The 21,709-nt window shown below is 26.9% G+C and carries 22 protein-coding genes and 3 pseudogenes; 13 read left to right on the top strand and 12 right to left on the bottom strand.

The features are described 5' to 3' along the window. Positions 1 to 23: 23 nt before the first annotated feature. A complete protein-coding gene (locus N5A56_RS14540; protein ID WP_265726819.1) occupies positions 24 to 503 on the bottom strand; it encodes a nuclear transport factor 2 family protein in 480 nt (159 codons plus the stop codon). A 139-nt stretch (positions 504 to 642) separates the two neighbouring features. On the opposite strand from N5A56_RS14540, the gene panB reads away from it, so the two are divergent. The 7 genes and pseudogenes from panB to N5A56_RS14505 all read left to right on the top strand — a co-directional run bounded on the left by panB (position 643) and on the right by N5A56_RS14505 (position 4,584). Continuing rightward, positions 643 to 1,461, top strand: coding sequence for a 3-methyl-2-oxobutanoate hydroxymethyltransferase (panB, locus tag N5A56_RS14535; protein WP_274270507.1), 819 nt, complete (start codon positions 643 to 645; stop codon positions 1,459 to 1,461). A gap of 131 nt (positions 1,462 to 1,592) precedes the next feature. Continuing rightward, positions 1,593 to 1,864 (top strand): annotated as a pseudogene (locus N5A56_RS14530) (four helix bundle protein). 104 nt (positions 1,865 to 1,968) lie between these two features. Further along, a pseudogene (locus N5A56_RS14525) lies at positions 1,969 to 2,906 on the top strand (2-hydroxyacid dehydrogenase). 36 nt (positions 2,907 to 2,942) lie between these two features. Next, the gene (locus N5A56_RS14520) at positions 2,943 to 3,401 is read left to right on the top strand and encodes a DUF1801 domain-containing protein (protein WP_274270506.1); all 459 of its coding nucleotides are present in this window, start codon (positions 2,943 to 2,945) and stop codon (positions 3,399 to 3,401) included. 2 nt (positions 3,402 to 3,403) lie between these two features. After that, a complete protein-coding gene (locus N5A56_RS14515; protein WP_265726816.1) occupies positions 3,404 to 3,790 on the top strand; it encodes a VOC family protein in 387 nt (128 codons plus the stop codon). Positions 3,791 to 3,808: 18 nt separating this feature from the next. Beyond that, positions 3,809 to 4,174, top strand: a complete 366-nt coding sequence (locus tag N5A56_RS14510) for a hypothetical protein (RefSeq protein ID WP_274270505.1) — start codon at positions 3,809 to 3,811, stop codon at positions 4,172 to 4,174. Positions 4,175 to 4,185: 11 nt separating this feature from the next. Next, positions 4,186 to 4,584 carry a DoxX family membrane protein gene (locus N5A56_RS14505; RefSeq protein WP_265726815.1) on the top strand — a complete coding sequence of 133 codons (399 nt, stop codon included), beginning with the start codon at positions 4,186 to 4,188 and terminating at the stop codon, positions 4,582 to 4,584. Between the two features lie 144 nt (positions 4,585 to 4,728). Here the strand turns inward: N5A56_RS14505 and N5A56_RS14500 are convergent, their stop codons facing one another. The 7 genes from N5A56_RS14500 to N5A56_RS14470 all read right to left on the bottom strand — a co-directional run bounded on the left by N5A56_RS14500 (position 4,729) and on the right by N5A56_RS14470 (position 11,228). After that, the gene (locus N5A56_RS14500; protein ID WP_265726814.1) at positions 4,729 to 5,607 is read right to left on the bottom strand and encodes a class I SAM-dependent methyltransferase; all 879 of its coding nucleotides are present in this window, start codon (positions 5,605 to 5,607) and stop codon (positions 4,729 to 4,731) included. Positions 5,608 to 5,719: 112 nt separating this feature from the next. Then, complete coding sequence (gene mnmG, locus N5A56_RS14495) at positions 5,720 to 7,597, bottom strand: tRNA uridine-5-carboxymethylaminomethyl(34) synthesis enzyme MnmG (protein ID WP_265726813.1); 1,878 nt, start codon at positions 7,595 to 7,597, stop codon at positions 5,720 to 5,722. 45 nt (positions 7,598 to 7,642) lie between these two features. Continuing rightward, a complete protein-coding gene (gene ybeY / locus N5A56_RS14490; RefSeq protein ID WP_265726812.1) occupies positions 7,643 to 8,056 on the bottom strand; it encodes an rRNA maturation RNase YbeY in 414 nt (137 codons plus the stop codon). A gap of 1 nt (position 8,057) precedes the next feature. Further along, entirely contained in the window at positions 8,058 to 9,185 is a 1,128-nt protein-coding gene (locus N5A56_RS14485) for a hypothetical protein (protein ID WP_274270504.1), read from the bottom strand. Between the two features lie 5 nt (positions 9,186 to 9,190). Beyond that, complete coding sequence (locus N5A56_RS14480; RefSeq protein WP_274270503.1) at positions 9,191 to 9,616, bottom strand: hypothetical protein; 426 nt, start codon at positions 9,614 to 9,616, stop codon at positions 9,191 to 9,193. Between the two features lie 65 nt (positions 9,617 to 9,681). After that, positions 9,682 to 10,053, bottom strand: coding sequence for a hypothetical protein (locus N5A56_RS14475; RefSeq protein ID WP_274270502.1), 372 nt, complete (start codon positions 10,051 to 10,053; stop codon positions 9,682 to 9,684). Positions 10,054 to 10,079: 26 nt separating this feature from the next. Beyond that, positions 10,080 to 11,228 (bottom strand): DUF4175 family protein, encoded by a 1,149-nt coding sequence (locus N5A56_RS14470; RefSeq protein ID WP_274270501.1) that lies wholly within the window; start codon positions 11,226 to 11,228, stop codon positions 10,080 to 10,082. Positions 11,229 to 11,546: 318 nt separating this feature from the next. On the opposite strand from N5A56_RS14470, the gene N5A56_RS14465 reads away from it, so the two are divergent. From N5A56_RS14465 to N5A56_RS14440, 6 genes and pseudogenes are all read left to right on the top strand, one after another. Further along, on the top strand, positions 11,547 to 12,386 hold the full coding sequence (locus N5A56_RS14465; RefSeq protein WP_265726809.1) for a hypothetical protein: 840 nt from the start codon (positions 11,547 to 11,549) through the stop codon (positions 12,384 to 12,386). A 121-nt stretch (positions 12,387 to 12,507) separates the two neighbouring features. Beyond that, positions 12,508 to 14,027, top strand: a pseudogene (gene gltX / locus N5A56_RS14460) (glutamate--tRNA ligase). Between the two features lie 2 nt (positions 14,028 to 14,029). Beyond that, entirely contained in the window at positions 14,030 to 14,584 is a 555-nt protein-coding gene (locus N5A56_RS14455) for a hypothetical protein (protein ID WP_265726808.1), read from the top strand. A gap of 127 nt (positions 14,585 to 14,711) precedes the next feature. Further along, positions 14,712 to 15,638, top strand: coding sequence for an SPFH domain-containing protein (locus tag N5A56_RS14450; RefSeq protein WP_265726807.1), 927 nt, complete (start codon positions 14,712 to 14,714; stop codon positions 15,636 to 15,638). 53 nt (positions 15,639 to 15,691) lie between these two features. Beyond that, a complete protein-coding gene (locus N5A56_RS14445) occupies positions 15,692 to 16,549 on the top strand; it encodes a LytTR family DNA-binding domain-containing protein (RefSeq protein WP_265726806.1) in 858 nt (285 codons plus the stop codon). Positions 16,550 to 17,238: 689 nt separating this feature from the next. Further along, positions 17,239 to 17,622: a LytR/AlgR family response regulator transcription factor gene (locus N5A56_RS14440; protein WP_265726805.1), complete on the top strand. Its 384-nt coding sequence runs from the start codon at positions 17,239 to 17,241 to the stop codon at positions 17,620 to 17,622. 187 nt (positions 17,623 to 17,809) lie between these two features. Here N5A56_RS14440 and tatA read toward each other — a convergent pair whose 3' ends face one another. The 4 genes from tatA to N5A56_RS14420 form a co-directional block, all read right to left on the bottom strand. Further along, the gene (gene tatA / locus N5A56_RS14435; protein WP_265726804.1) at positions 17,810 to 17,998 is read right to left on the bottom strand and encodes a twin-arginine translocase TatA/TatE family subunit; all 189 of its coding nucleotides are present in this window, start codon (positions 17,996 to 17,998) and stop codon (positions 17,810 to 17,812) included. Between the two features lie 43 nt (positions 17,999 to 18,041). Beyond that, positions 18,042 to 18,731 carry a head GIN domain-containing protein gene (locus N5A56_RS14430; RefSeq protein WP_265726803.1) on the bottom strand — a complete coding sequence of 230 codons (690 nt, stop codon included), beginning with the start codon at positions 18,729 to 18,731 and terminating at the stop codon, positions 18,042 to 18,044. Between the two features lie 122 nt (positions 18,732 to 18,853). Continuing rightward, positions 18,854 to 19,177 (bottom strand): heavy metal-binding domain-containing protein, encoded by a 324-nt coding sequence (locus N5A56_RS14425; protein ID WP_265726802.1) that lies wholly within the window; start codon positions 19,175 to 19,177, stop codon positions 18,854 to 18,856. 104 nt (positions 19,178 to 19,281) lie between these two features. Next, positions 19,282 to 21,606 (bottom strand): ribonuclease R family protein, encoded by a 2,325-nt coding sequence (locus N5A56_RS14420; RefSeq protein WP_265726801.1) that lies wholly within the window; start codon positions 21,604 to 21,606, stop codon positions 19,282 to 19,284. Positions 21,607 to 21,709: the final 103 nt, after the last annotated feature.

Here is a 21,709-nt window from a genome sequence, read left to right as displayed (position 1 = left end):
TTTATTTAAAAATCAAATATAAACTAATTTTTATTCTTTAAAGCCTTACAATTATTTCTTCTTCTCATATCTACCAAATAAATAATTTCCCATTTTCCATTATTGTTAAATAGTTGAAAAGAATTTGCCCCACAATGGCTAAAATTACCATTAAAATAAAATTCATAAGGCGTCCAAACTGAGGCTAAATTACCATCAACTTTTATATCAAAAGACAATAATTTCTCTAAATAAATATGTTCTGCTTTCTTACTAGCAATACTCGTTAATAAACTATTTTTAGAATCTGTTTTTAATATCTTTTCACCTTTTTTATTCGTAGCTGTTGTTTGTATTTTAATTTCTTTATGTAAAGTAGATTTTATAATTGTACTATCGCCTTTATGTAATCCTTCAAAAAAAGTTTCAATAACTATTTTAATTTCCTTTTGCTCAGAATTTTCTTGAGCAGTAATTGTTAGAGAAAAAATAATTGCAAATAAGACAGTAATTACTCTTGGCATAATAGGTTGATTTTAAAAAGTCTAAATCTAATTATTTTTTACGTTCGATAATTATAAACGATTCAAATTAACGAAATATTAACTAGTTACATATTTAATGCTTTTTCATACATTTACAACATTCAAAAATATAAATATTATGTCTGTAGCAAAAAAACAGTACAAAAGAGTTACCGTTAAATCTTTAGTAGAAATGAAAGCAAATGGAGAAAAAATTTCCATGTTAACTGCTTACGATTATACCATGGCTAAAATTTTAGATAAAGCAGGTTTAGATGTGCTTTTAGTGGGTGATTCTGCTTCAAACGTAATGGCAGGTCATGAAACTACATTACCTATTACATTAGATCAAATGATTTATCATGCAAGTTCTGTAGTAAGAGCTATCGATCGTTGTTTGGTTGTGGTAGATTTACCTTTTGGTAGTTACCAATCTGACCCAAAAGAAGCTTTACGTTCTGCTATTAGAATTATGAAAGAAAGCGGTGGGCATTCTATAAAATTAGAAGGTGGTAAAGAAGTTAAAGAATCTATTAAGCGAATTTTAAATGCCGGAATTCCTGTAATGGGTCATTTAGGTTTAACACCACAATCTATATATAAATTTGGTACTTATACAGTAAGAGCTAAAGAAGAAGAAGAAGCAGAAAAATTAATGGAAGATGCATTAATGTTAGAAAGAATTGGGTGTTTTGCATTGGTTTTAGAAAAAGTACCCGCAAAATTAGCCCAAAAAGTTGCAGAAGCAATTAGCATTCCTGTAATAGGAATTGGTGCAGGTAATGGTGTAGATGGCCAGGTTTTAGTAACACATGACATGATTGGGATGACACACGAATTTAACCCTCGTTTTTTAAGACGTTATTTAGATTTATTTGCTGATATGACTGGAGCTTTTGAAAATTATGTTACAGATGTAAAAAGCGGAGATTTTCCTAATGAAAAAGAGCAGTATTAGTCATAGATTGGTTAGATATTTAGAACTATTTGAGAACGAGATTTTTAATAGTTTTTATTTCCTTCTTTAAATAAATATTTTTATTAATTTCTCTAACAATCTAATCTACTAGAAATCTTATAATATAAAATATGCATCGTTATAACGATTTAAGATTTTGGCAATTAAGTAGAGTTTTTTGTAGGGATATTTATCAAATTACAAATAGTTTTTCTTATTCAGAAAAATTTGGTTTAGTTTCTCTATTGAGAAGAGCTTCTGTTTCAATTCCATCTAATATGGCAAAAAGTGCTTCAAAAAATCAAATAAAGACTTTGCAAGGTTTTTAACGATGTCTTTAGGTTCTTGTTATGAAATTAAAACACAAATTTTGCTTTCTTTTGACTTAAATTATCATAGATAAGAATGAGATTAAAAGCCTTAATAATACATTACAACAAATTATGATAATGTCTAAATTTTCATCCCCTCTAAAAATCTAATAGTCCAACAATCTAAAATCTTTTTTTGAAAATACTTCACATAGATTCTAATCACCCTTTATTAATTAATCAATTAAACAACTTAGGTTTTATTAATGATGAAGACTTTACCTCTTCTAAAGCAGAAATAGAAGCTAAAATACATTTATACGATGGTTTTATCATTAGAAGTCGTTTTTCTATTGATAAAAATTTTCTAGACAAAGCAACCAATCTTAAGTTTATTGGACGTGTTGGCGCAGGTTTAGAAAACATAGATTGTGATTATGCAGAAAGTAAAGAAATAACTTTAATTGCTGCACCAGAAGGAAATAGAAATGCTGTTGGAGAACATTCTTTAGGTATGCTTTTATCGCTATTTAACAAGCTTAATAAAGCAGATAAAGAAGTTAGAAACGGGAAATGGCTTAGAGAAGAAAACCGCGGAATAGAATTAGACGGAAGAACAATTGGTTTAATTGGATATGGTAATATGGGTAAATCTTTTGCAAAAAAATTACGTGGTTTTGATGTAGAAGTTCTTTGTTATGATATAAAACCAGGAGTATCTGATGAAAATTGTAAACAAGTTTCATTAAAAGAACTTCAAGAAAAAGCAGATGTTTTAAGTTTACATACTCCACAAACCGAATTCACTAAAAAAATGATAAATGCAGATTTAATAAACGGTTTTAAAAAAGTTTTTGGTTAATAAACACTGCACGTGGAACATCTGTAGTTACTAAAGATTTAGTTGCCGCATTAAAATCTGGTAAAATATTAGGTGCAGGTTTAGATGTTTTAGAATATGAGAAATCATCTTTCGAAAATCTTTTTTCAGATGATAAAATGCCAGATGCTTTCAATTATTTAATTAATTCAAAAAATGTTTTATTATCTCCTCATGTTGCTGGTTGGACTATTGAAAGCAAGGAAAAACTAGCACAAACCATAGTTGATAAAATTAAAGTAAAATTTTATTAACTTACTCTCTTTTAATCATCAACCTAAAACAAAAAGATGACTTACGAAGCTAAAACACCAGAAGAATACATTTCTCAATTACCAGATGACAGAAAATTAGTTGTTGAGAAATTAAGAAAAATCATCAACAAAAACTTACCTAAAGGTTTTGAAGAAGGTATAAATTATAAAATGTTGGGTTACTATGTTCCACATTCTAAATATCCAGATGGTTACCATTGTAATCCTAAATTACCTTTGCCTTTTATGAATATTGCTTCACAAAAAAACTCTGTAAATCTTTATCATAGTGGTATTTACGCAATACCAGAATTACTAAAATGGTTTGTAAACGAATATCCTAAACATTGTAAACGCAAACTAGATATGGGTAAAAGTTGTATTCGTTTTAAAAAAATGGATGATATTCCTTATGAATTAATAGCCGAATTAGTTAGTAAACTTACTGTTAATGAATGGATTAACACTTACGAATCTGTTCTTAAAAAGAAATAATAATGAAAAATAGAGTTACAGGCATTGGTGGTATCTTTTTTAAAAGTGAAGATCCTAAAGCTTCTAAAGAATGGTATAAAACTCATTTAGGTTTTAATACCGATGATTACGGATCTACCTTTTGGTGGAAAGACAAACAAGGGAATGATTGTTCTACACAATGGAGTGCTTTTGAAAATAAAACGGATTATTTTGAACCTTCAAAAAAAGACTTTATGTTTAATTATAGAGTTGAAAATTTAGTAGATTTATTAAAAGAATTAAAAAAAGAAGGCGTAACTATTGTTGGAGAAATGCAAGAGTTTGAGTACGGTAAATTTGGTTGGATTTTAGATAATGAAGGCAACAAAATAGAGCTTTGGGAGCCCGTAGACAAAGCGTTTTTATAAAATTAAAATTTAATAATTATGGCAGAAGAACATAAAAATAAAAAAGATCTTGTAGAGAATGTAAAAGAAAAAGCCACAGAATTTGTAGATGATGCAAAAGAAGTATTTGAAATTGCTAAAGAAAAACTTAATGAAACTCTATCTGAAGAAAATATAGAAAAAGTAAAACAAAAAACAGATGAGTACACAGAAATCGCGAAAGAAAAAGCACTAGAGTTTAGTGTTGAAGCAAAAGAAACATTTAACGAACTTAAAGAGCAAGCATCTGAAATTACAGGAGAAGCTGTAGAACATTTAGCTGATTTTGCAGAAGATGCAAAAGAAGAAATTAAAGAAGTAACAGAAAAATCTAAGAATATATTTCAAAGAATATTCGGAAAATAAAAACCAAGCACATGAATTTTTTATCAAATTACCCAGCAGAAGTATTAATATTACTTTTTTTAATAGTCACTTTTATACAATCTGGAATAGACAAACTTATAGATTGGAAAGGCAACGTTGCTTTTATAGCTGATCATTTTAAAAACTCTCCATTAAAAAACTCAGTACCTCTTTTATTAGGCATCATTTTAATTTTAGAAATTGTTGCTGGTTTTTTTATGTGCGTTGGCGTTTTTCAATTATACACTTCAGAAGCAAAAGAAATTGCTTCATTAGGAATAGAGCTTTCTGCGATTACTTTAATTTTCTTGTTAATTGGGCAACGTCTTGCAAAAGATTATGCAGGAGCGATGTCTTTAGCAGTCTATTTTATCATTACAGTTTTAGGTGTATATTTATTAAATAGTTAAAATTGATTATAACAGAATCTCCTAATAAGTTTTATTTATTAAAAAAAGCCCTTTAAACTTGCGTTTTAAGGGCTTTTCTTTTTTTGGTAAAGTGTTTCTATAGATTATACTTTACATTTGATGCTATTGCTATTAAAATTGGTTTTACAGCTTTTTAAGCACATAAATTAAAGAAGAATACTCAGATGAGCTTCTTGCTTTCATATTAGATATAAAACCTCTATAAAAAGATTTTATTGGATTCATTTTACCAGACTTATATTTTTCACTTAAAAGAGAAACATAATAAGAATCGAATTTCATTGGTAGTGTTTTTTCTACCATCATATCCTCTTTAGAAAATAATTTAGAAATTGATGTTTGAGAAAAATGCCATAAATGTCTTGGCACATCAAAAGCTGCCCAAAACTCTTTGTAATACTTTGCGTCGTAACTCTTGTAATTAGGAACCGCAATAATTAATTTTCCGTCTTTGGTAAGTAAACTTTTTAAAGTAGAAATATATTCTTCAAGATTTTCTACATGTTCTAAAACATGCCAAAGTGTAATTATATCAAACTGTTTGTTTTTAATTTTAGACAAATCTTCTAGTAGTATAATTCCTTTTTTAGATGCAATATTTCTAGCGCCTAAATCTGGCTCTACACCATAAACATTCCAAGAATTATCTTTACAAACTTTTAAAAAATCTCCTGTTCCCGCTCCAACATCTAAAATATTTTTTTCAGGTATAGAACTACTATTTTGATTAAAAAGAGAGGTATCAATCAGTTTTAACTTTCTTTTTAAAGTGATGTTTTTTACTGCTTGATATACTTTATCTAAAATTGATTTTTTAGAATCTGTATGAGAAATATAATCTTCACTTTTATAATAGTCTCCTAAGTTTTTAGGAACTGGTTTTGTAACCAACATATCATATTCTTTGTTTATCGTAACTTGATAAACTTCGTTAGAAACTGTATGATCTTTACAATTTAAAAAAGGTTGTAAATTTTGATAAAAGTCTTTTTCTTTTGTCATTTATTATAATCTTAAAATTGAAATTCCTGCCTAAGCAGGAATTTAATATTCTATGTTTTTTAATATAAATTTTAATTTGTTCCACGAGGAACATCTTAACAAATATTTAAAATTATCTACCCATATAAACTAACAATACAGAAATATCACTAGGTGAAACTCCACTAATTCTACTAGCTTGTGAAATTGATGTAGGCTGAATTTTAGTTAACTTTTCTCTTGCTTCAAAAGATAAAGATTGAACTTTTTGATAATTAAAAGTAGAAGGAATCATAACGTTCTCTAACCTATTTAATTTATCTGCATTGTTCTTTTCTTTGTTAATGTAACCAGAGTATTTTAAATGAATTTCTGCTTGCTCAATAACTTCTTTATCAATATTATTTTCTAATAAGAAATCACTAAGTTTTACAACACTTTTAAAATCATTTAAACTTAATTGCGGTCTTGCAGCAATTTTAAACAACTTCATAGATTGGTTAATTAAAGCTAAATTATTAGCTTCTAAAATAGGATTTATTTCAGCTTGCTTTACACTGGTTTTATTTAAAAAATCTATTAACAAATCTGTTTTACGTTGCTTTTCTAAAACTCTATCCATTCTTTCTTTAGAAGCTAAACCTAATTTAAAAGCTAAAGGAGTTAATCTTAAATCTGCATTATCTTGTCTTAATAAAGTTCTATATTCTGCTCTAGATGTAAACATTCTATAAGGTTCTTCTGTACCTTTTGTAATTAAATCGTCTACTAAAACACCAATATAAGCTTCATTCCTTTTTAGTATAAAAGGTTCTTTACCTTGTACTTTTAAAGCCGCATTTACACCTGCCATTAAACCTTGTGCAGCTGCTTCTTCATAACCTGTAGTACCATTAATTTGACCTGCAAAAAACAAACCATCTATTAACTTAGTTTCTAAAGAATGAGTTAATTGTGTTGGCTGAAAGAAATCATATTCAATAGCATAACCATATCTTAAAAACTTAACATTCTCAAAACCTTCAATTGCACGAATTGCTTTGTCTTGAATATCTTCTGGAAGAGAAGTAGAAAAACCATTTACATACATTTCTACAGTAGTCCAACCTTCTGGTTCTACAAAAATTTGATGTCTTTCTTTTGTTGCAAAACGATCTATTTTATCTTCAACAGAAGGACAATATCTAGGTCCTGAAGATTTAATTCTACCATTAAACATTGGCGATCTATCAAAACCTTCTCGTAATAAATCATGCACTTTTGGATTGGTATATGTTAACCAACAAGAACGCTGATTTTCTAAAGCGCTTGTAGTTGGTAAATAAGAAAACTTCTCTGTATTTTCATCACCAGGTTGCTCTAACATTTTAGAATAATCTAAAGACCTACCATCAACTCTTGGTGGTGTTCCTGTTTTCATTCTACCAGCTTCAAAACCTTTTTTTACTAAGTCTTCGGTAATACCAGTAGAAGCCCCTTCTCCTGCTCTACCACCACCAAAACTTTTATCACCAATATGAATTAATCCGTTTAAAAAAGTACCTGCAGTTATAACAACAGTTTTTGCTTTTACATTTAAACCTAAAGCAGTTTTAACTCCAATAATTTTATCACCATCAAACAATAATCCATTTACAGAATCTTGATAAAAATCTAAATTATCTGTTTGCTCTAACATTGTTCTCCAACATTCTGCAAACTGCATTCTATCAGATTGTGCTCTAGGACTCCACATTGCAGGTCCTTTAGATTTGTTAAGCATCTTAAATTGTATTGCTGTTTTATCAGTTACAATTCCGCTATAACCCCCTAAAGCATCAATCTCTCTTACAATTTGTCCTTTTGCAATTCCTCCCATTGCAGGATTACAACTCATTTGCGCAATATTCTGCAAATTCATTGTAATTAATAGTGTATGCGCACCCATGTTTGCAGCAGCAGCAGCAGCCTCACTTCCTGCATGACCTCCTCCTACTACTATTACATCGTATGTTGTTGAAAATAAACTCATTATCTTATAGTTTCACGTGAAACTTATTTTTTATTTAATTGATTATCAATTATTTAATTGCAACAAAGCAGCATTTTCTGCGTTTCTCATTGCTGTTTTTTCTTCTTTAGATTTATCTTTATACCCCATATAATGTAAAACACCGTGAATCATAACACGATGTAATTCATCATCAAAAGAAACATTAAAATCTTTAGCATTATCGGCTACTCTTTCTGTAGAAATAAAAATATCACCATTAATTAATTTGCCTAAAGAATTATCAAAACTAATAATATCTGTAAGTGTATCGTGTTTTAAAAACTCTACATTTAATTTATGAAGATAAGCATCATCACAAAAAATATAATTAATTTCACCAACTTCGAATTCTTCTTCTAAAGCAATATTTTCTATCCAAACTTCTAGAGATTTCTCATCTTTTAATATGAAAGAATTCTCATAATTAAATGCAATCATTTTACTTTTTTATAGAGTCAGAGAAATAAACTCTAACTTTCTTTTTATAATTAAGCTGCAAAGGTAACGATTGTCTATTTAATATTTCTGTTTGATTATAGAACTGCTTTTTAAATTGTAAGGCTTTAATTCTATTCTTTTCAAATTGATTTCTATTTACTGTCGATTTACGTTTCTTGTCTTTACCTTGTTCTAAAGTAGCTTTGTCTAACTTTAGTAATTCGTAATTTAGATGCTGCATTTTATGAAAAGTAGCATTATTAAAACCTTTGTTTAATATGTCATTTTCTAACTGTTCCATCGTTTTTAAGGCTTTTTTGGCAGCTGCATTTCCACCAGGTTTACCAGAAGGATTATCATTTATAGCGTTTTGAAGTTCTTGTCTTAACAAAGATTGTTGTTTAAAAATTTCATATAATTCGCCATCTAAATCTCCATTGCCTTTTCCTTTTCCTTTTCCCTTATTTTTACCGTTTTTACCAGACTCTCCTCCTTCTCCACTCTTACCATTCTTTCCTATCTCTCCAGGTTTACCGTTTTCTCCGGGTTTTTTACCTTCTTTTCCTTGACCTTTTTTATTACCCTTCTTCATACCTTCCTTCATTTTCTTAGACAAATCACCCTGCTTTTTAATCAAATCTGGTAAACTAAAACCTTGGCCTTTTCCTTTTTTTCCTTTCCCCATTTTCATAGACATGTTTTCTTTCATGTTATTTAAAATGTTACTTAGATAATCTGCTAAACTATTTGTAGCAGTCATTACATAACGCTGATTAGAGATTCCTTGAGGAAACATATTCTCAGAAAAATTATCGAGAGAAAGATCTAAATTATAATGTGCAGTAGATAAATCATCTTGAATTTTATTAGAAATTTTTGGAACACGCATAGAAAGCACATACAAACTATCGTCTATATGTTCAAAATAAGTTCTTATTTCATTTTGTTTTTTTAGATCTTTTCCAAAATCTGGATGCTTAGTAGAAGTTTCACTAAACTTGTTCATGAGTTCTTCTTGTTGAAAAGAAAAGATTACTAAGTTTTCTAGAATCTTACGTAAATCATCCATGTTTTCTTCCATAGATTCTCCTTCCATTTCTAGCATTGCTTTTTGCATTTTAGCACTCATCTCTTTCATTTTTTTCGATGATTGCTTCTGGCTTTTTTAGCTTCTTTTTTATTATTATTTTTTAAATTTTCTTCAGATTTGTTAAGCTCATTATCTACATCTTCTTTTTCATCCTCAACATCTGGCAATTCCATTGGATCTTTTAACTTCTCGTTATCTTTGTTAAGTTCTTCAAGTTCTTTTTTAATAGCATTAAATTCTTTCTTAATTTCTTTTTGAGCTTCTATATTAGCTTCTGGGTTCTTTTCTAAAGCTTCTTGTTTTTTAGCCAACTCATCTATTTTATTAGCAATTTGCATTGTCTTTTGTTCAACATAAAAACGCTTAACCAATTCCAATGTTTTTTCTAAACTACGTTGTTGTTGTTTATTTTGTTGTGCTAATTCTTTAGCTTTTTTAACTAAATCTTCCTTATTTAATTTATCGGCCATTTTCTGAATTTCATCCAATAGCTTTTGTTGTTTTTCTAATTTTTTTAATTCTTTAATACGTTCTTTTAAGTCTTCTTTTTTTCTTGAAGATTTTCATTCTCTTCCTTCTTCTCATCTAAATTCTCCTGCAACTTATCTGTTTGACGTTGCATCATTTTTTTATATTGCTCTTGACGTTTAATAAAACTTTCTACTTTCTTTTTATCATTCCAATTAATACTCTTTTTATTTTGTAAATCTTGCTGTATCGTTTCTAACTGATCTTGTTGCTTTTTTTGCTTTTGAATAGAATTTTCTAAATCATTAATTGTATTTCTTTGTTCTTGCAACAACTCCTCTTCTACTTCATCTTCTGTTTTTTGTCTATAATTAAAAACTTTACTTTTTGCAGATTTATTTCCGTTTACAGCATCATTATCAAAAACTTTAAAATACATTTCATAATTTGTACCTTTAGTAAGCTTTAAACCTTCTGGAAACTGATAAAAAAAGTTTGAATGTTTTCTTTACTAATCTTTAAGTTATAAATATTGGTTAGTTCTGGTGTATTTACGTTATAGTAAACTAACTGTAATTTGTTAATACCATAATCATCAGAAATCTGACCCGCAAATTCTGCTGTTCCACGAGAAATAGAATCAATATTTGAATTCACAGAAATTAAAGGCAATTCGTCTTTTACAACATCTACAGAAAATTGTAAATTTTCATAATCCTTTAAATTTTTATTGGAAGATGATATTTGATAACTAAATGCATTTTTAATTCGTTTAGTAAATTCAAAATTATTATTTGTTAAACCATTAAAATTAACTCTATTTTTATTGCTGATAAAAGCAACAGAATCTGTATTTAATGTAGTTACCTGCCATGTAATTTTTGTGCCTTCAGGAACTGTTAAATTACCAGAATTTTGTATGGTTTCATTTTTTTTACCAACATAATACGGATACTTTAATTTTAAATAAATTGTATTAATAGTTGGTGTTTCGGTTACATTAATTTGATAATCTTTAGACTGAACTCCATTTGCTTCTATATAAAAGTTAACAGGTTTTTGCACATCTAAAAAAGTATAAGAAAAAGTACCTTTTCCTTTATTTTGTATATAATATTGTTGATTTTCAAAGTGGATTAACGCTTCGTTTGGTAAAACTTTTCCTTGAGTCTTAACCAAAATAGAAATTGATTTTCCTTGTACAACATTTAAATTAGTATTTAAAAGAGAAAAAGAAAATAATGCAGGCGGATTATATGCAGTTCTATGATTAACAACACGTTCTAAACTATCTGTTAAAATATTATTATTACCTGTAAATAAAGTAGTTAGTAAAATTAAAACAGGAATAATAGCATATTTTAAATACTTTTTATTTTGTTTAAAATCTACGGCTTTTAAAAATGGAATTGGCGCTAACTCTTCAGATTTTTGATTGATACTTGCCAAGATTAAATCAGAATTATTTACATTTTCTTTTAACTGTAAAATATTCAATAATTTATCTTGAACTTCAGGAAAATGGCTACCAATAATTTTTGATGATTGTTGTAAAGAAATTCCTTTTCTAAACCCAATTAATTTAGAAATAGGTATCAGAATAAACTTAATCAATAAAAAAATTCTACAACAATAAATAACCAAAACAAAAAAGTTCTAGCAGTAGGTTTTAACCAAAAAAAGTATTCTAAAAAAAGGGTAAAAAATAAATACAAACATCCTAAAGAAAGAAATAAAATACTTCCTTTTATCAATTCATTTGTATAATATTTATTAGTAAATTGATGTAATTTATCTTCAATATTTTTGTATCCTTCCATAATCAACTTATAAAAATACCGTTTTTACATTGATTTGCAATCAAATAATTGTTAAAACGATTTGTAAGTATTGTAAATTATATGCAACTAAAGAGCTATAAAAAATCAACAAATGAAAAATAGTATTAAAATTATAATCTTATTTATTAGCTTATCTGCATTTTCACAAAGCCCTTGGACACAAGAAAAAGGTAAATTCTACACACAACTTTCTTTAACTACAATACCTAATTACGATACTTTATTCGGAGATCCGGAATACAATACAGAAAGAGAAACAACTGATAATACAATTCAGTTTTATGGTGAATATGGTATTACAAATAATACTTCTTTACTCGTTAATTTGCCATTTAAGTTAATAAAAACAGGAGATTTTGTAAACCCTAACCTTTCGCAAGTATTTAAAACAACAGAAGCATCAAAATCGGCTTTTGGAAATATAGAAATTGGTTTAAAACATAATTTTTATAAAAAAGATTGGATTCTTTCTGGGCAATTTTCTGTAGAAGCAAATACAAGTACTTATAATGAAGCATCAGGAATAAGAACTGGTTATGATGCTTGGTCTTTTACACCTCTTTTTTTAGCAGGTAAAAGCTTTGGAAAATCTTATCTACAAACTTTTATAGGTGCAAATATTAGAACAAACAATTATAGTTCTAACTTTAAAATTGGTGGTGAATATGGTAAAAAATTAGGTGAAAAGTTTTGGTTAATTGGTTTTCTAGACATTACTAAATCTTTAGAAAATGGAGATATAATATTAACGAACGCTAACTTAACAACTGGTTTGTATGTAAATGACCAAGAATATGGCGGTTTTGGATTTAAGGGTATTTATGAAATAAATTCTAAATTTGGTGTAAACGCAGGTTTAGGTGGTGCTTTTTTTGGAAATAATGTAGCCAAACAAGGAGCATTTACTTTTGGAGTGTATCATAAGTTTTAAAGCTAAATTATTATTAAAATAATAAAACAAAAGACTACTTTATAAGAGGTCTTTTTTTCGTTCTACTAATTTCTATTATCTTTTTTAAAAACTATCTTTGCAACCTCAAAAATTTAAAAAAATGGAATCTAATGTTCGTGTTCGTTTTGCACCTAGTCCTACAGGACCTTTACATATTGGAGGTGTAAGAACAGCTTTATACAATTATTTATTTGCTAAAAAACATAATGGTACTTTTATTTTAAGAATAGAAGACACAGACCAAACACGTTATGTAGCAAATGCAGAACAATATATTATAGATGCACTAAAATGGTGTAATATTCCTTTTGATGAAGGTCCAAATACCAATGAAAAATTTGGCCCTTACAAACAATCTGAACGAAAAGAAATCTATAAAAAATATGCAGCAATTTTAGTTGAAAAAGGTGCTGCTTATTATGCTTTTGATACTCCAGAAGAATTAACAGCACAAAGAGATTTTAATGCTTCTAAAGGAAAAATATTTACCTATAATTGGCAAAATAGAGAAGAAGGGAAATTAATAAATTCTTTAGTTTTATCTGAAGAAGAAGTACAACAAAAAATTAATGCTGGTGATAAATATGTAATTCGTTTTAAAAATCCACAAGGCGAAATTTTGTATATGCAAGACGAAATTAGAGGAAGGATTACTATTAAAACAAATACATTAGATGATAAAGTTTTATTTAAGTCAGATGGTATGCCAACTTATCATTTAGCAAATATTGTTGATGATCATTTAATGGAAATTACTCACGTAATTCGTGGTGAAGAATGGCTACCTTCTATGCCATTACACGTTTTATTATATCAAGCTTTTGATTGGGAAGTTCCAAAATTTGCACATTTACCATTAATTTTAAAACCAGTTGGTAAAGGAAAATTAAGTAAAAGAGATGGAGATAAATTAGGTTTTCCTGTATTTCCTTTAGAATATACTAATGAAGAAACAGGAGATATTTCTAGAGGTTATAAAGAAGATGGTTATTTTGCTGATGCCTTTATAAATATGCTAGCCTTTTTAGGATGGAATCCTGGAACAGAACAAGAAATTTTTTCTATAGAAGAATTAACACAAAAATTTAATTTTGAACGTGTTAATAAAGCAGGTGCTAAATTTAATCTTGATAAAACTAAATGGTTTCAGCAACAATACATGCAAACCAAAGATGATGCAGAATTGGCAGAATTATTTAAACCTATTTTAGAAAAAAAGGAATTCAAAAAACAAATAAAGAAGTTCAAAAAATAGTATCTTTTGTAAAAGAAAGAGCTGTTTTTGTTGATGATTTTTGGGGATTAGCTGCATTCTTTTTTGAAACACCACTAGAATATGATGAAAAATCTGTTAAAAAAGGTTGGAAAGAAGGAAGTTCTGATTTAATGCAAGAATTAACAACAGTAGTTTCTAAAATTGAAGATTTTTCATCTAAAAATACAGAAAAAGAAATTAAAGAATGGATTTCTAGTAAAGAAATTGGTTATAGTAAAGTAATGCAACCTTTAAGATTATCTTTAGTTGGTAAATTAGCAGGACCTCATTTATTTGATATTATTGCTATGATTGGTAAAGAAGAAACTATTAAAAGGTTAGAAAACGCAATCAAAAACATATAATAATGAAGAAAAATAGTATCATATTCATCCTTTTGTTTACTGCTATTTCACAAGCGCAAGTAAGAAATGGAAGACGAATTAGAGATTTTACTCAACCTACGCAACAAAAAGCACCAGAACCTAACTTTAATATAAAGGTTTATTTAGGAATTATTGAATATGATATTAAAAAAGCTGCTAAAAAATCTAGCATAAAAATAAATTCTGATGAAGGAAAAAAGTTTTATAAGATTTTAACCGTTTATAATAAAAGAACTAAAGATATTGCTAGAATTAATAGTTTTCTGTTAAGTAGTACTAAAGAATTGATAGAAAATCACCAAAAACATACTAAAAAAACTGGTGATTATTCAAATCAAACAAAAGTTCAATTAAAAATGGCAGAAAACTTAAAACCAATTTCTGAAACACTTAAGAAAGAGGATAAGCAGTTAGATAAATCCATTAAAGAGCTTCTTTCAGAAAAAAATATAAAAAATGGATTAAGTATAATAAAAGAATCTATAAAATATTTCCAGAAGAATAATTTATCTAAATTTTTAAATAAAACCCTATAAATGTACATTTATAGGGTTTTATTTTTGAACAAAATTTGTAACATTTGCATAAAAAAACGTCCAATAAATAAATACTTAATTTCAGTATCTTTACAAGAAATCAATTATTAATCAATAAAAATCAACTATGAACCCACTATTTATTATTTTTTTAATTTTTACTTTTATTATTGTATTTGCTTCATTTTTTCTAGTAAAACAACAAACTGCAGCAGTTATAGAACGTTTTGGACGGTTTAATGCTATTAGGCAATCTGGTTTAAGATTTAAAATTCCACTAGTAGATAGAGTTGCTGGTAGATTGAGTTTAAAAATTCAACAATTAGATGTTATAATTGAAACTAAAACTTTAGATGATGTTTTTGTAAAGTTAAAAGTATCTGTACAATATAAAGTAATTTATGATAAAGTATATGATGCTTTTTATAAGTTAGATTATCCGCATGATCAAATAACATCGTATGTTTTTGATGTAGTAAGAGCAGAAGTACCAAAAATGAAGTTAGATGATGTTTTTGTAAAAAAAGATGATATTGCAATTGCGGTAAAAACCGAACTAAATGACGCTATGTCTGATTATGGTTTTGATATTATTAAAACTTTAGTAACAGATATAGATCCAGATGCACAGGTAAAAGAAGCTATGAATAGAATTAATGCTTCTGAACGAGAAAAAGTAGCAGCACAATATGAAGGTGATGCACAACGTATTTTAATTGTAGAACGTGCTAAAGCAGAAGCAGAAAGTAAACGCTTACAAGGACAAGGTATTGCAGACCAAAGACGTGAGATTGCACGTGGTTTAGAAGAATCTGTAGAGGTTTTAAATAAAGTTGGTATAAATAGTCAAGAAGCATCTGCTTTAATAGTTGTAACGCAGCATTATGATACTTTACAATCAATTGGGCAAGAAACAAATAGTAATTTAATATTGTTACCTAACTCACCACAAGCAGGTAGCCAGATGTTAAATGATATGGTTGCAAGTTTTACTGCTAGTAATCAAATTGGAGAAGCAATGAAAAATGCAAAAAATAAAAAAATAGAAGAGTAAAATTTTAAAAATAAAAAGGTAGTTACAAAAGTAATTGCCTTTTTTTAATATATATGATTATATTATTAAAATCAATCAAAGAAAAATTTAATAAACCAATTATAATTGAATCTTTTATTAGTAATAAACTAAATTTAAGTTTTTCTTATGGTTTATTTATTTTTACTTTTTTAACACTATTTAAACCATTTAAATTAGATCTATTAAAGCATAATTTTTTTGGTTATGCTATTGTAATTAGTATTTTATATTCAATAAATTTATTATTACTTTTATTTTTATTAAAGAAAATTAATTATAAGAAATGGACTATTAGCCATTTAATAATTTGGTATGGATTATTTATTTTCTGTTTAGGTTTTGTTACTTGGTATTTTAGTGGTCTTTATAAAGATTTTGTAAATTATTCTTTAAAACTTCCGTTTTTAAGGTTTTTAAAATATACATTGTTTGTTTCTTTAGTATCTACTCCATTACTCATATTATTAAATGATAAAATAACTAAGAATAAAAAAATTAAAAAAACGGTTGAAAATACTTTAATAACTATATACTCAGAAAAGAAAAAAGAAAAAATTAAAATTGATATCTTAAATCTAATTTATATAACAATTTCTGGAAATTATGTAAGTTTTTATATAATTGAAGAAGCACAAATAAAAGAATTAATTTTAAGAAATACACTTTCTAATATCTTAAGTCAAATTAAAAAGTACCCAACTATTTTTAAATGTCATAAATCCTATATTATAAATTCTTTACATGTAAATGCAATTTCTGGAAATGCAAAAGGATATTTTTTAATTTCTAATATGTTAACTAATAAAATACCTGTTTCTAGAAGTTTTAATAAAGAAGAATTAGAAAATTTGCTTCAAAAAAAGCTTCCTGTTTACCCCAAAACGTTATAATACAACCCTTTTAATCATATATATTTTATATTCTTAAATATTATAATAAATTTAATTATTATTTTAAATATAAATATTGGGGGATATTTATTATTTGATAAAAAAGCTCATTTTAAACAAAATGAGCTTTTAATATTTAACTAAATAGAACTAGAATAGTTTTATTTAATAAAGTTTATATATTTACAAATAATCTTAAAATTTATCAATCCCTATGATAAACTGGCTTAAAAAACCTTATAAATTTATTTCTTCCTTAAAATTTATATTCTTCCTAAGTTTTTTAATTGGTATTTTTATCTTTCTTTTTCTATATATATTTAAACCTTTTGGCATTTTTTCAATGGAAAAAGATGTTTTTATATATTGTATTGGTTTTGGAATAATTACATTTTTTACTCAAATGTTTGTTTTAATAGTTTTTCCAATATTTTTAAAAAATTTTATAAGGAAGAAAATTGGACTGTAGGTAAAAATATCTTTAATTTAAGTTTGTTAGTATCTTTAATTAGCACATTTAATTGGTTGTATCATAATAAATTTATGGAAACCTATGGAGATCCTTATTTTTTAAGTTTCTTTAAAATGATTTCTTATACATTTATATTAAGCCTGTTTCCTATTTTTATTTCTACTTTTTTAATAGAAAAAAAGATCGAGTAAAAAGAATAAAAACTTCAAAAGAAATTATGAAGTTTCTAATACCTAAAAAAGAAATCAAAAAAATAGAAGAAATTATTCTTTATGGTACAAATAAAACAGAAAATATCTCTTTTAACTTAAACGATTTAATCTATATATCATCTCAAGGAAACTATGCAAGTTTCTTTATAAAAACAGGTTCTGAAACAAAAGAAATAATTCTAAGAAATACGCTTTCTGCTATCATAAAAGAATTAAATAAATATAATAATATTATTAGATGTCATAAATCTTATATAATAAATACAAATTATGTAAATGCTATTTCTGGAAATGCTAGAGGTTATTATTTACGTTCTAATAGTATAACACAACAAATACCAGTTTCTAGAAGTTTTAATAAATCGGATCTTCAAAAAATGGTTATTTAGCCTTCCCATTTATCCCAAAACCTTTAAGAACATTCCTTTTTATAACATTTTAATATATAATTGAAAAATATATTTATTTCAATTATATATTTGCAACAGATTAAAAGTTGGGGGATTTTTAATTAAAAATAAAGCTCAGTCTGAATATCAAACTGAGCTTTTATTATTTAATCAAGTAAATTAAAAATTACTTTTTATCTTCTATTTTTTCTTCACCATCTTCTTTTGAAGCGTTTTTAAATTCTTTAATACCACTTCCTAAACCACGCATTAATTCTGGTATTTTTCTTCCTCCAAATAATAGTAAAATAACTACAACAATAATTATTACTTGAGGACCTCCAATCATTCCTAAATATATAGATAAACTAGTCATAAATTCTTATTTTTAATACTACAAAGATACAAAAAGGATTCTATTAATCTCTTTTTTGAATAATACCTCCTATTACTTTTTTATCTTTTACAACTTCTGGGTTTCCTTTATAAAAAATAGAACCTCCAAAACTTACTTTTGCACTTAAAGTTTCGCCAGCAAATACTTCTGCTTTAGCTCCAGTGCCAGACTTTACATTCGATGCATTTTCTACTTTTAAAGCATAGCCATTATAAACACCATATAAATCTACATCTACATTTTGGTTTTTAGAAGTACCTGTAAGTTTTATAATTCCACCTGAAGAGGTTCTTACTTCTAAATGTTTAATATTTACTACTAAATTTATAAATGCACGTTCTTGAGCATTTACTTCTAATTTATCTTGAGTAAAGTTTTTACCAGTAATTGTAGAACCTTCATTAGCATCTACAACTGCAATGTTTTTATTATAAAAAAGTTTAACTAAAATTTTACCATCTGCTGAGTTATTTTCTGGCTTTAAAGAAAATGGCAATGATAATTTTAAAGTATTATCTACATTTTTAATTTTAACCTTATCAGATTTTTCTCCTGTAATTTCTAATTTTTGCTCGTCAGATTTTATTAACTCTACCTCTATTCCATTATAAACTTTTAAAGTTGAATAATCTCCTAGATTTTTATTAATTGTTGATTGCGCAGTTACAGAATAACTTATAAGTAATGCGTATATAAATACTATTTTTTTCATTATTGTAAAATTTGATTAATAAACTTAAATCAATAAGTATACCACTATAAAGACTTTTTCTTGTTTTTATTGTGGCAAAATTAATAAAGTTATGAATCTAATATAAATATAAAATTGAAAGTTTATTCAACTTTAACAGCAGTACCCGTTATAGATACTAATAAAGTAGATGTATTTGCAAGAGGCTCAATATCTAACTGGATACCAACAACTGCATTTGCATTTAGTTTTACAGCATTCTCTTTTAAATTCTGAAATGCTTTTTCTTTTAATGCTTCTAAACCAGCCGCATAATTTTCGTAATATTTGGCAGTATTAAACATATCTTTAAAAGACATTTTACTTCCTTTATGTGAATAACTAGAATTATAAGCAGTACCTGTTACAATACCTAAATAATCTACAATTTTAAAATTTTCAATATTTGGTGTGGTTGTTAAAATCATTTTTTATTTTTAATATTAATTTTTTACAATAATTATTGATATAAAAAGTTCTCGATACTAAATTTATGAAAAATAAATTTCACTCGAACTGACAGTTATAAAACTTAATCTTCTATTAAATTAAAGTCTAAATGTTTACGTTCTAAATCGGCTTTTTTAACTTTTACTTTTACGTTGTCTCCTAATTGATACATATTTTTTGAAGATTGACCAATGATAGCATATTGTTTTTCATCAAAAGTATAATAATCACTTTTAATATCTTTAATTCTAACCATTCCTTCACATTTATTAGAAGAAATTTCTACATAAATACCCCATTCTGTAACACCTGTAATTACACCATCAAATATAGCATCGTTATGATCTTGCATGTATTTAATTTGCATGTATTTTATAGAAGATCTTTCTGCTTTAGAAGCTAATTCTTCTCTATTTGAAGAATGTTTACACTTTTCTTCAAAAGAATCTGCTTTAGGCGTTTCTCCGCCATCTAAATAGTGTTGTAGTAATCGATGTGTCATTACATCTGGATAACGTCTAATTGGCGATGTAAAATGGCTATAATAATCAAAAGCTAAACCATAATGCCCGATATTTTGAGTTGTATATTTAGCTTTAGACATGGTTCTAATTGTTAGCGTCTCTATCATATTAGATTCTGCTTTACCATGAACGTCGCTTAATAACTGATTTAAAGAGTCTGAAGTAGTTTCTTTTGTATCTGTATTAATTTTATAACCAAATTTACTAATCATGTTTTGTAGCGATGCTAATTTTTCATCATCAGGTTCATCATGAATTCTATAAATGAAAGTTTTATTTGTTGCTTTTCCTTTAGAAAAACCAATAAACTCTGCTACTTTTCTATTAGCTAATAACATAAATTCTTCAATTAATTTATTAGCGTCTTTAGATTCTTTAAAGAAAACTCCAACAGGGTTTGCTTCTTCATCTAAATTGAACTTTACTTCTACTCTATCAAATGAAATTGCACCTGCTTTCATTCTTTTTTTACGAAGAATTTTTGCTAATTCGTCTAATTTTAAAGTGGCTTCTACAATTTCTGGCGTAACTGTGTATTCTTTATCGGTTATAGAAACGTCCGCAGGTATTGTACAATTTAAAGACTTCTCGATACGATTCTGCAAAACAGCAGAATCACTCGAAGTAACAACATTTAAGTTTGCTTGTGAAGCAGTTTTATCTTGGTTCTTGCCTCTTTTTTCTAGTCTTTCTTTTCTATTCGCTTCAATTAAATATTGTGCTTCTTCATAAGCAAAACGTTGATCTGAATAAGTAACTGTTCTACCAAACCACTCACCTACTATTTGGGCTTTTTGGCTGATTTCAAAAACCGCAGAAAATGTTAATTTTTCTTCGTTTGGTCTTAAAGAACAAACACCATTACTTAACATTTCTGGTAACATTGGTACTACTCTATCTACTAAATAAACAGAAGTTGCACGTTTGTAAGCTTCATCGTCTAAAATAGTTTTAGGCTGAAGATAATGCGAAACATCTGCAATATGAATTCCTATTTCGAAATTTCCATTTTCTAATTTTGTAAAAGATAACGCATCATCAAAATCTTTAGCATCTTTAGGGTCTATTGTAAAAGTTAAATCTTTACGCATATCTCTACGTTTAGAAATTTCTTTTTCTGTAATTTCTATTGATAAACTTTCTGCATCTTTTTCTACTTCGGGTTCAAACTCATAAGGTAAATCATATTCTAATAAAATAGAATGCATTTCTGTATTATGTTCTCCAGGTTTCCCTAAAACTTTCGTTATTTTCCCAAACGGATTTTTAGAATTTGATGGCCAATCTAATAATTTAGCTTGTACTTTATCTCCATCTTCTGCCCCATTCATTTTACTTTCAGAAACAAAAATATCTGCATACATTTTATTATTATCTGGTACTACAAAACCAAAGTTTTTAGTAGGATTTTTCTGTAAAACTCCTACAAACTCTGTTTTAGCACGTGCTACAATTTCTACAACATCTGCTTCGTATTTTTTACCGCTGCGTCTTTTATAAACATACGCTTTAACAGTGTCATTATGTAATCCTTTACCTAAATTAATATTTGGTATAAAAATATCATCTTCATAATCATCGGTAACAAAATATCCATTACCACTAGAAGTAACATCTAAAGTACCAATAGAATATTTTCTATCTGTATTTATTTGAAACTTACCTCTATCTATTTCTTTAATCTGTTTTGTAGCAGCTAATTCTGCTAATTTCTTTATAATTTGGGTTTTACCATCTGTATCAGAAACTTTTAATTTTGCAGCAATTTGTTTATGATTATAAAATTTTTCGCTGTTTTCTTTTAAAATTTTAAATATATTTCTAGTTAAATTTTTTACAACTTTACCTTTCTTTTTATATATTTTTTTCTTCTTTTTTGTCATTAATTATTACTTCTTATTTATGATACCAATTTACAATTATTTATAGTGATTGTTTATTAAAAAATAGTTATCAATCTATTATTGTATTTTGGCGTTTTAAAAT

The sequence above is a fragment of the Polaribacter ponticola genome, from assembly GCF_026191475.2.
In the GTDB taxonomy this organism is placed as follows: Bacteria; Bacteroidota; Bacteroidia; order Flavobacteriales; family Flavobacteriaceae; genus Polaribacter; species Polaribacter ponticola.
The sequence above is the reverse complement of the archived record's forward strand: the minus strand, read 5'-3'. Positions and strand labels throughout refer to the sequence as shown.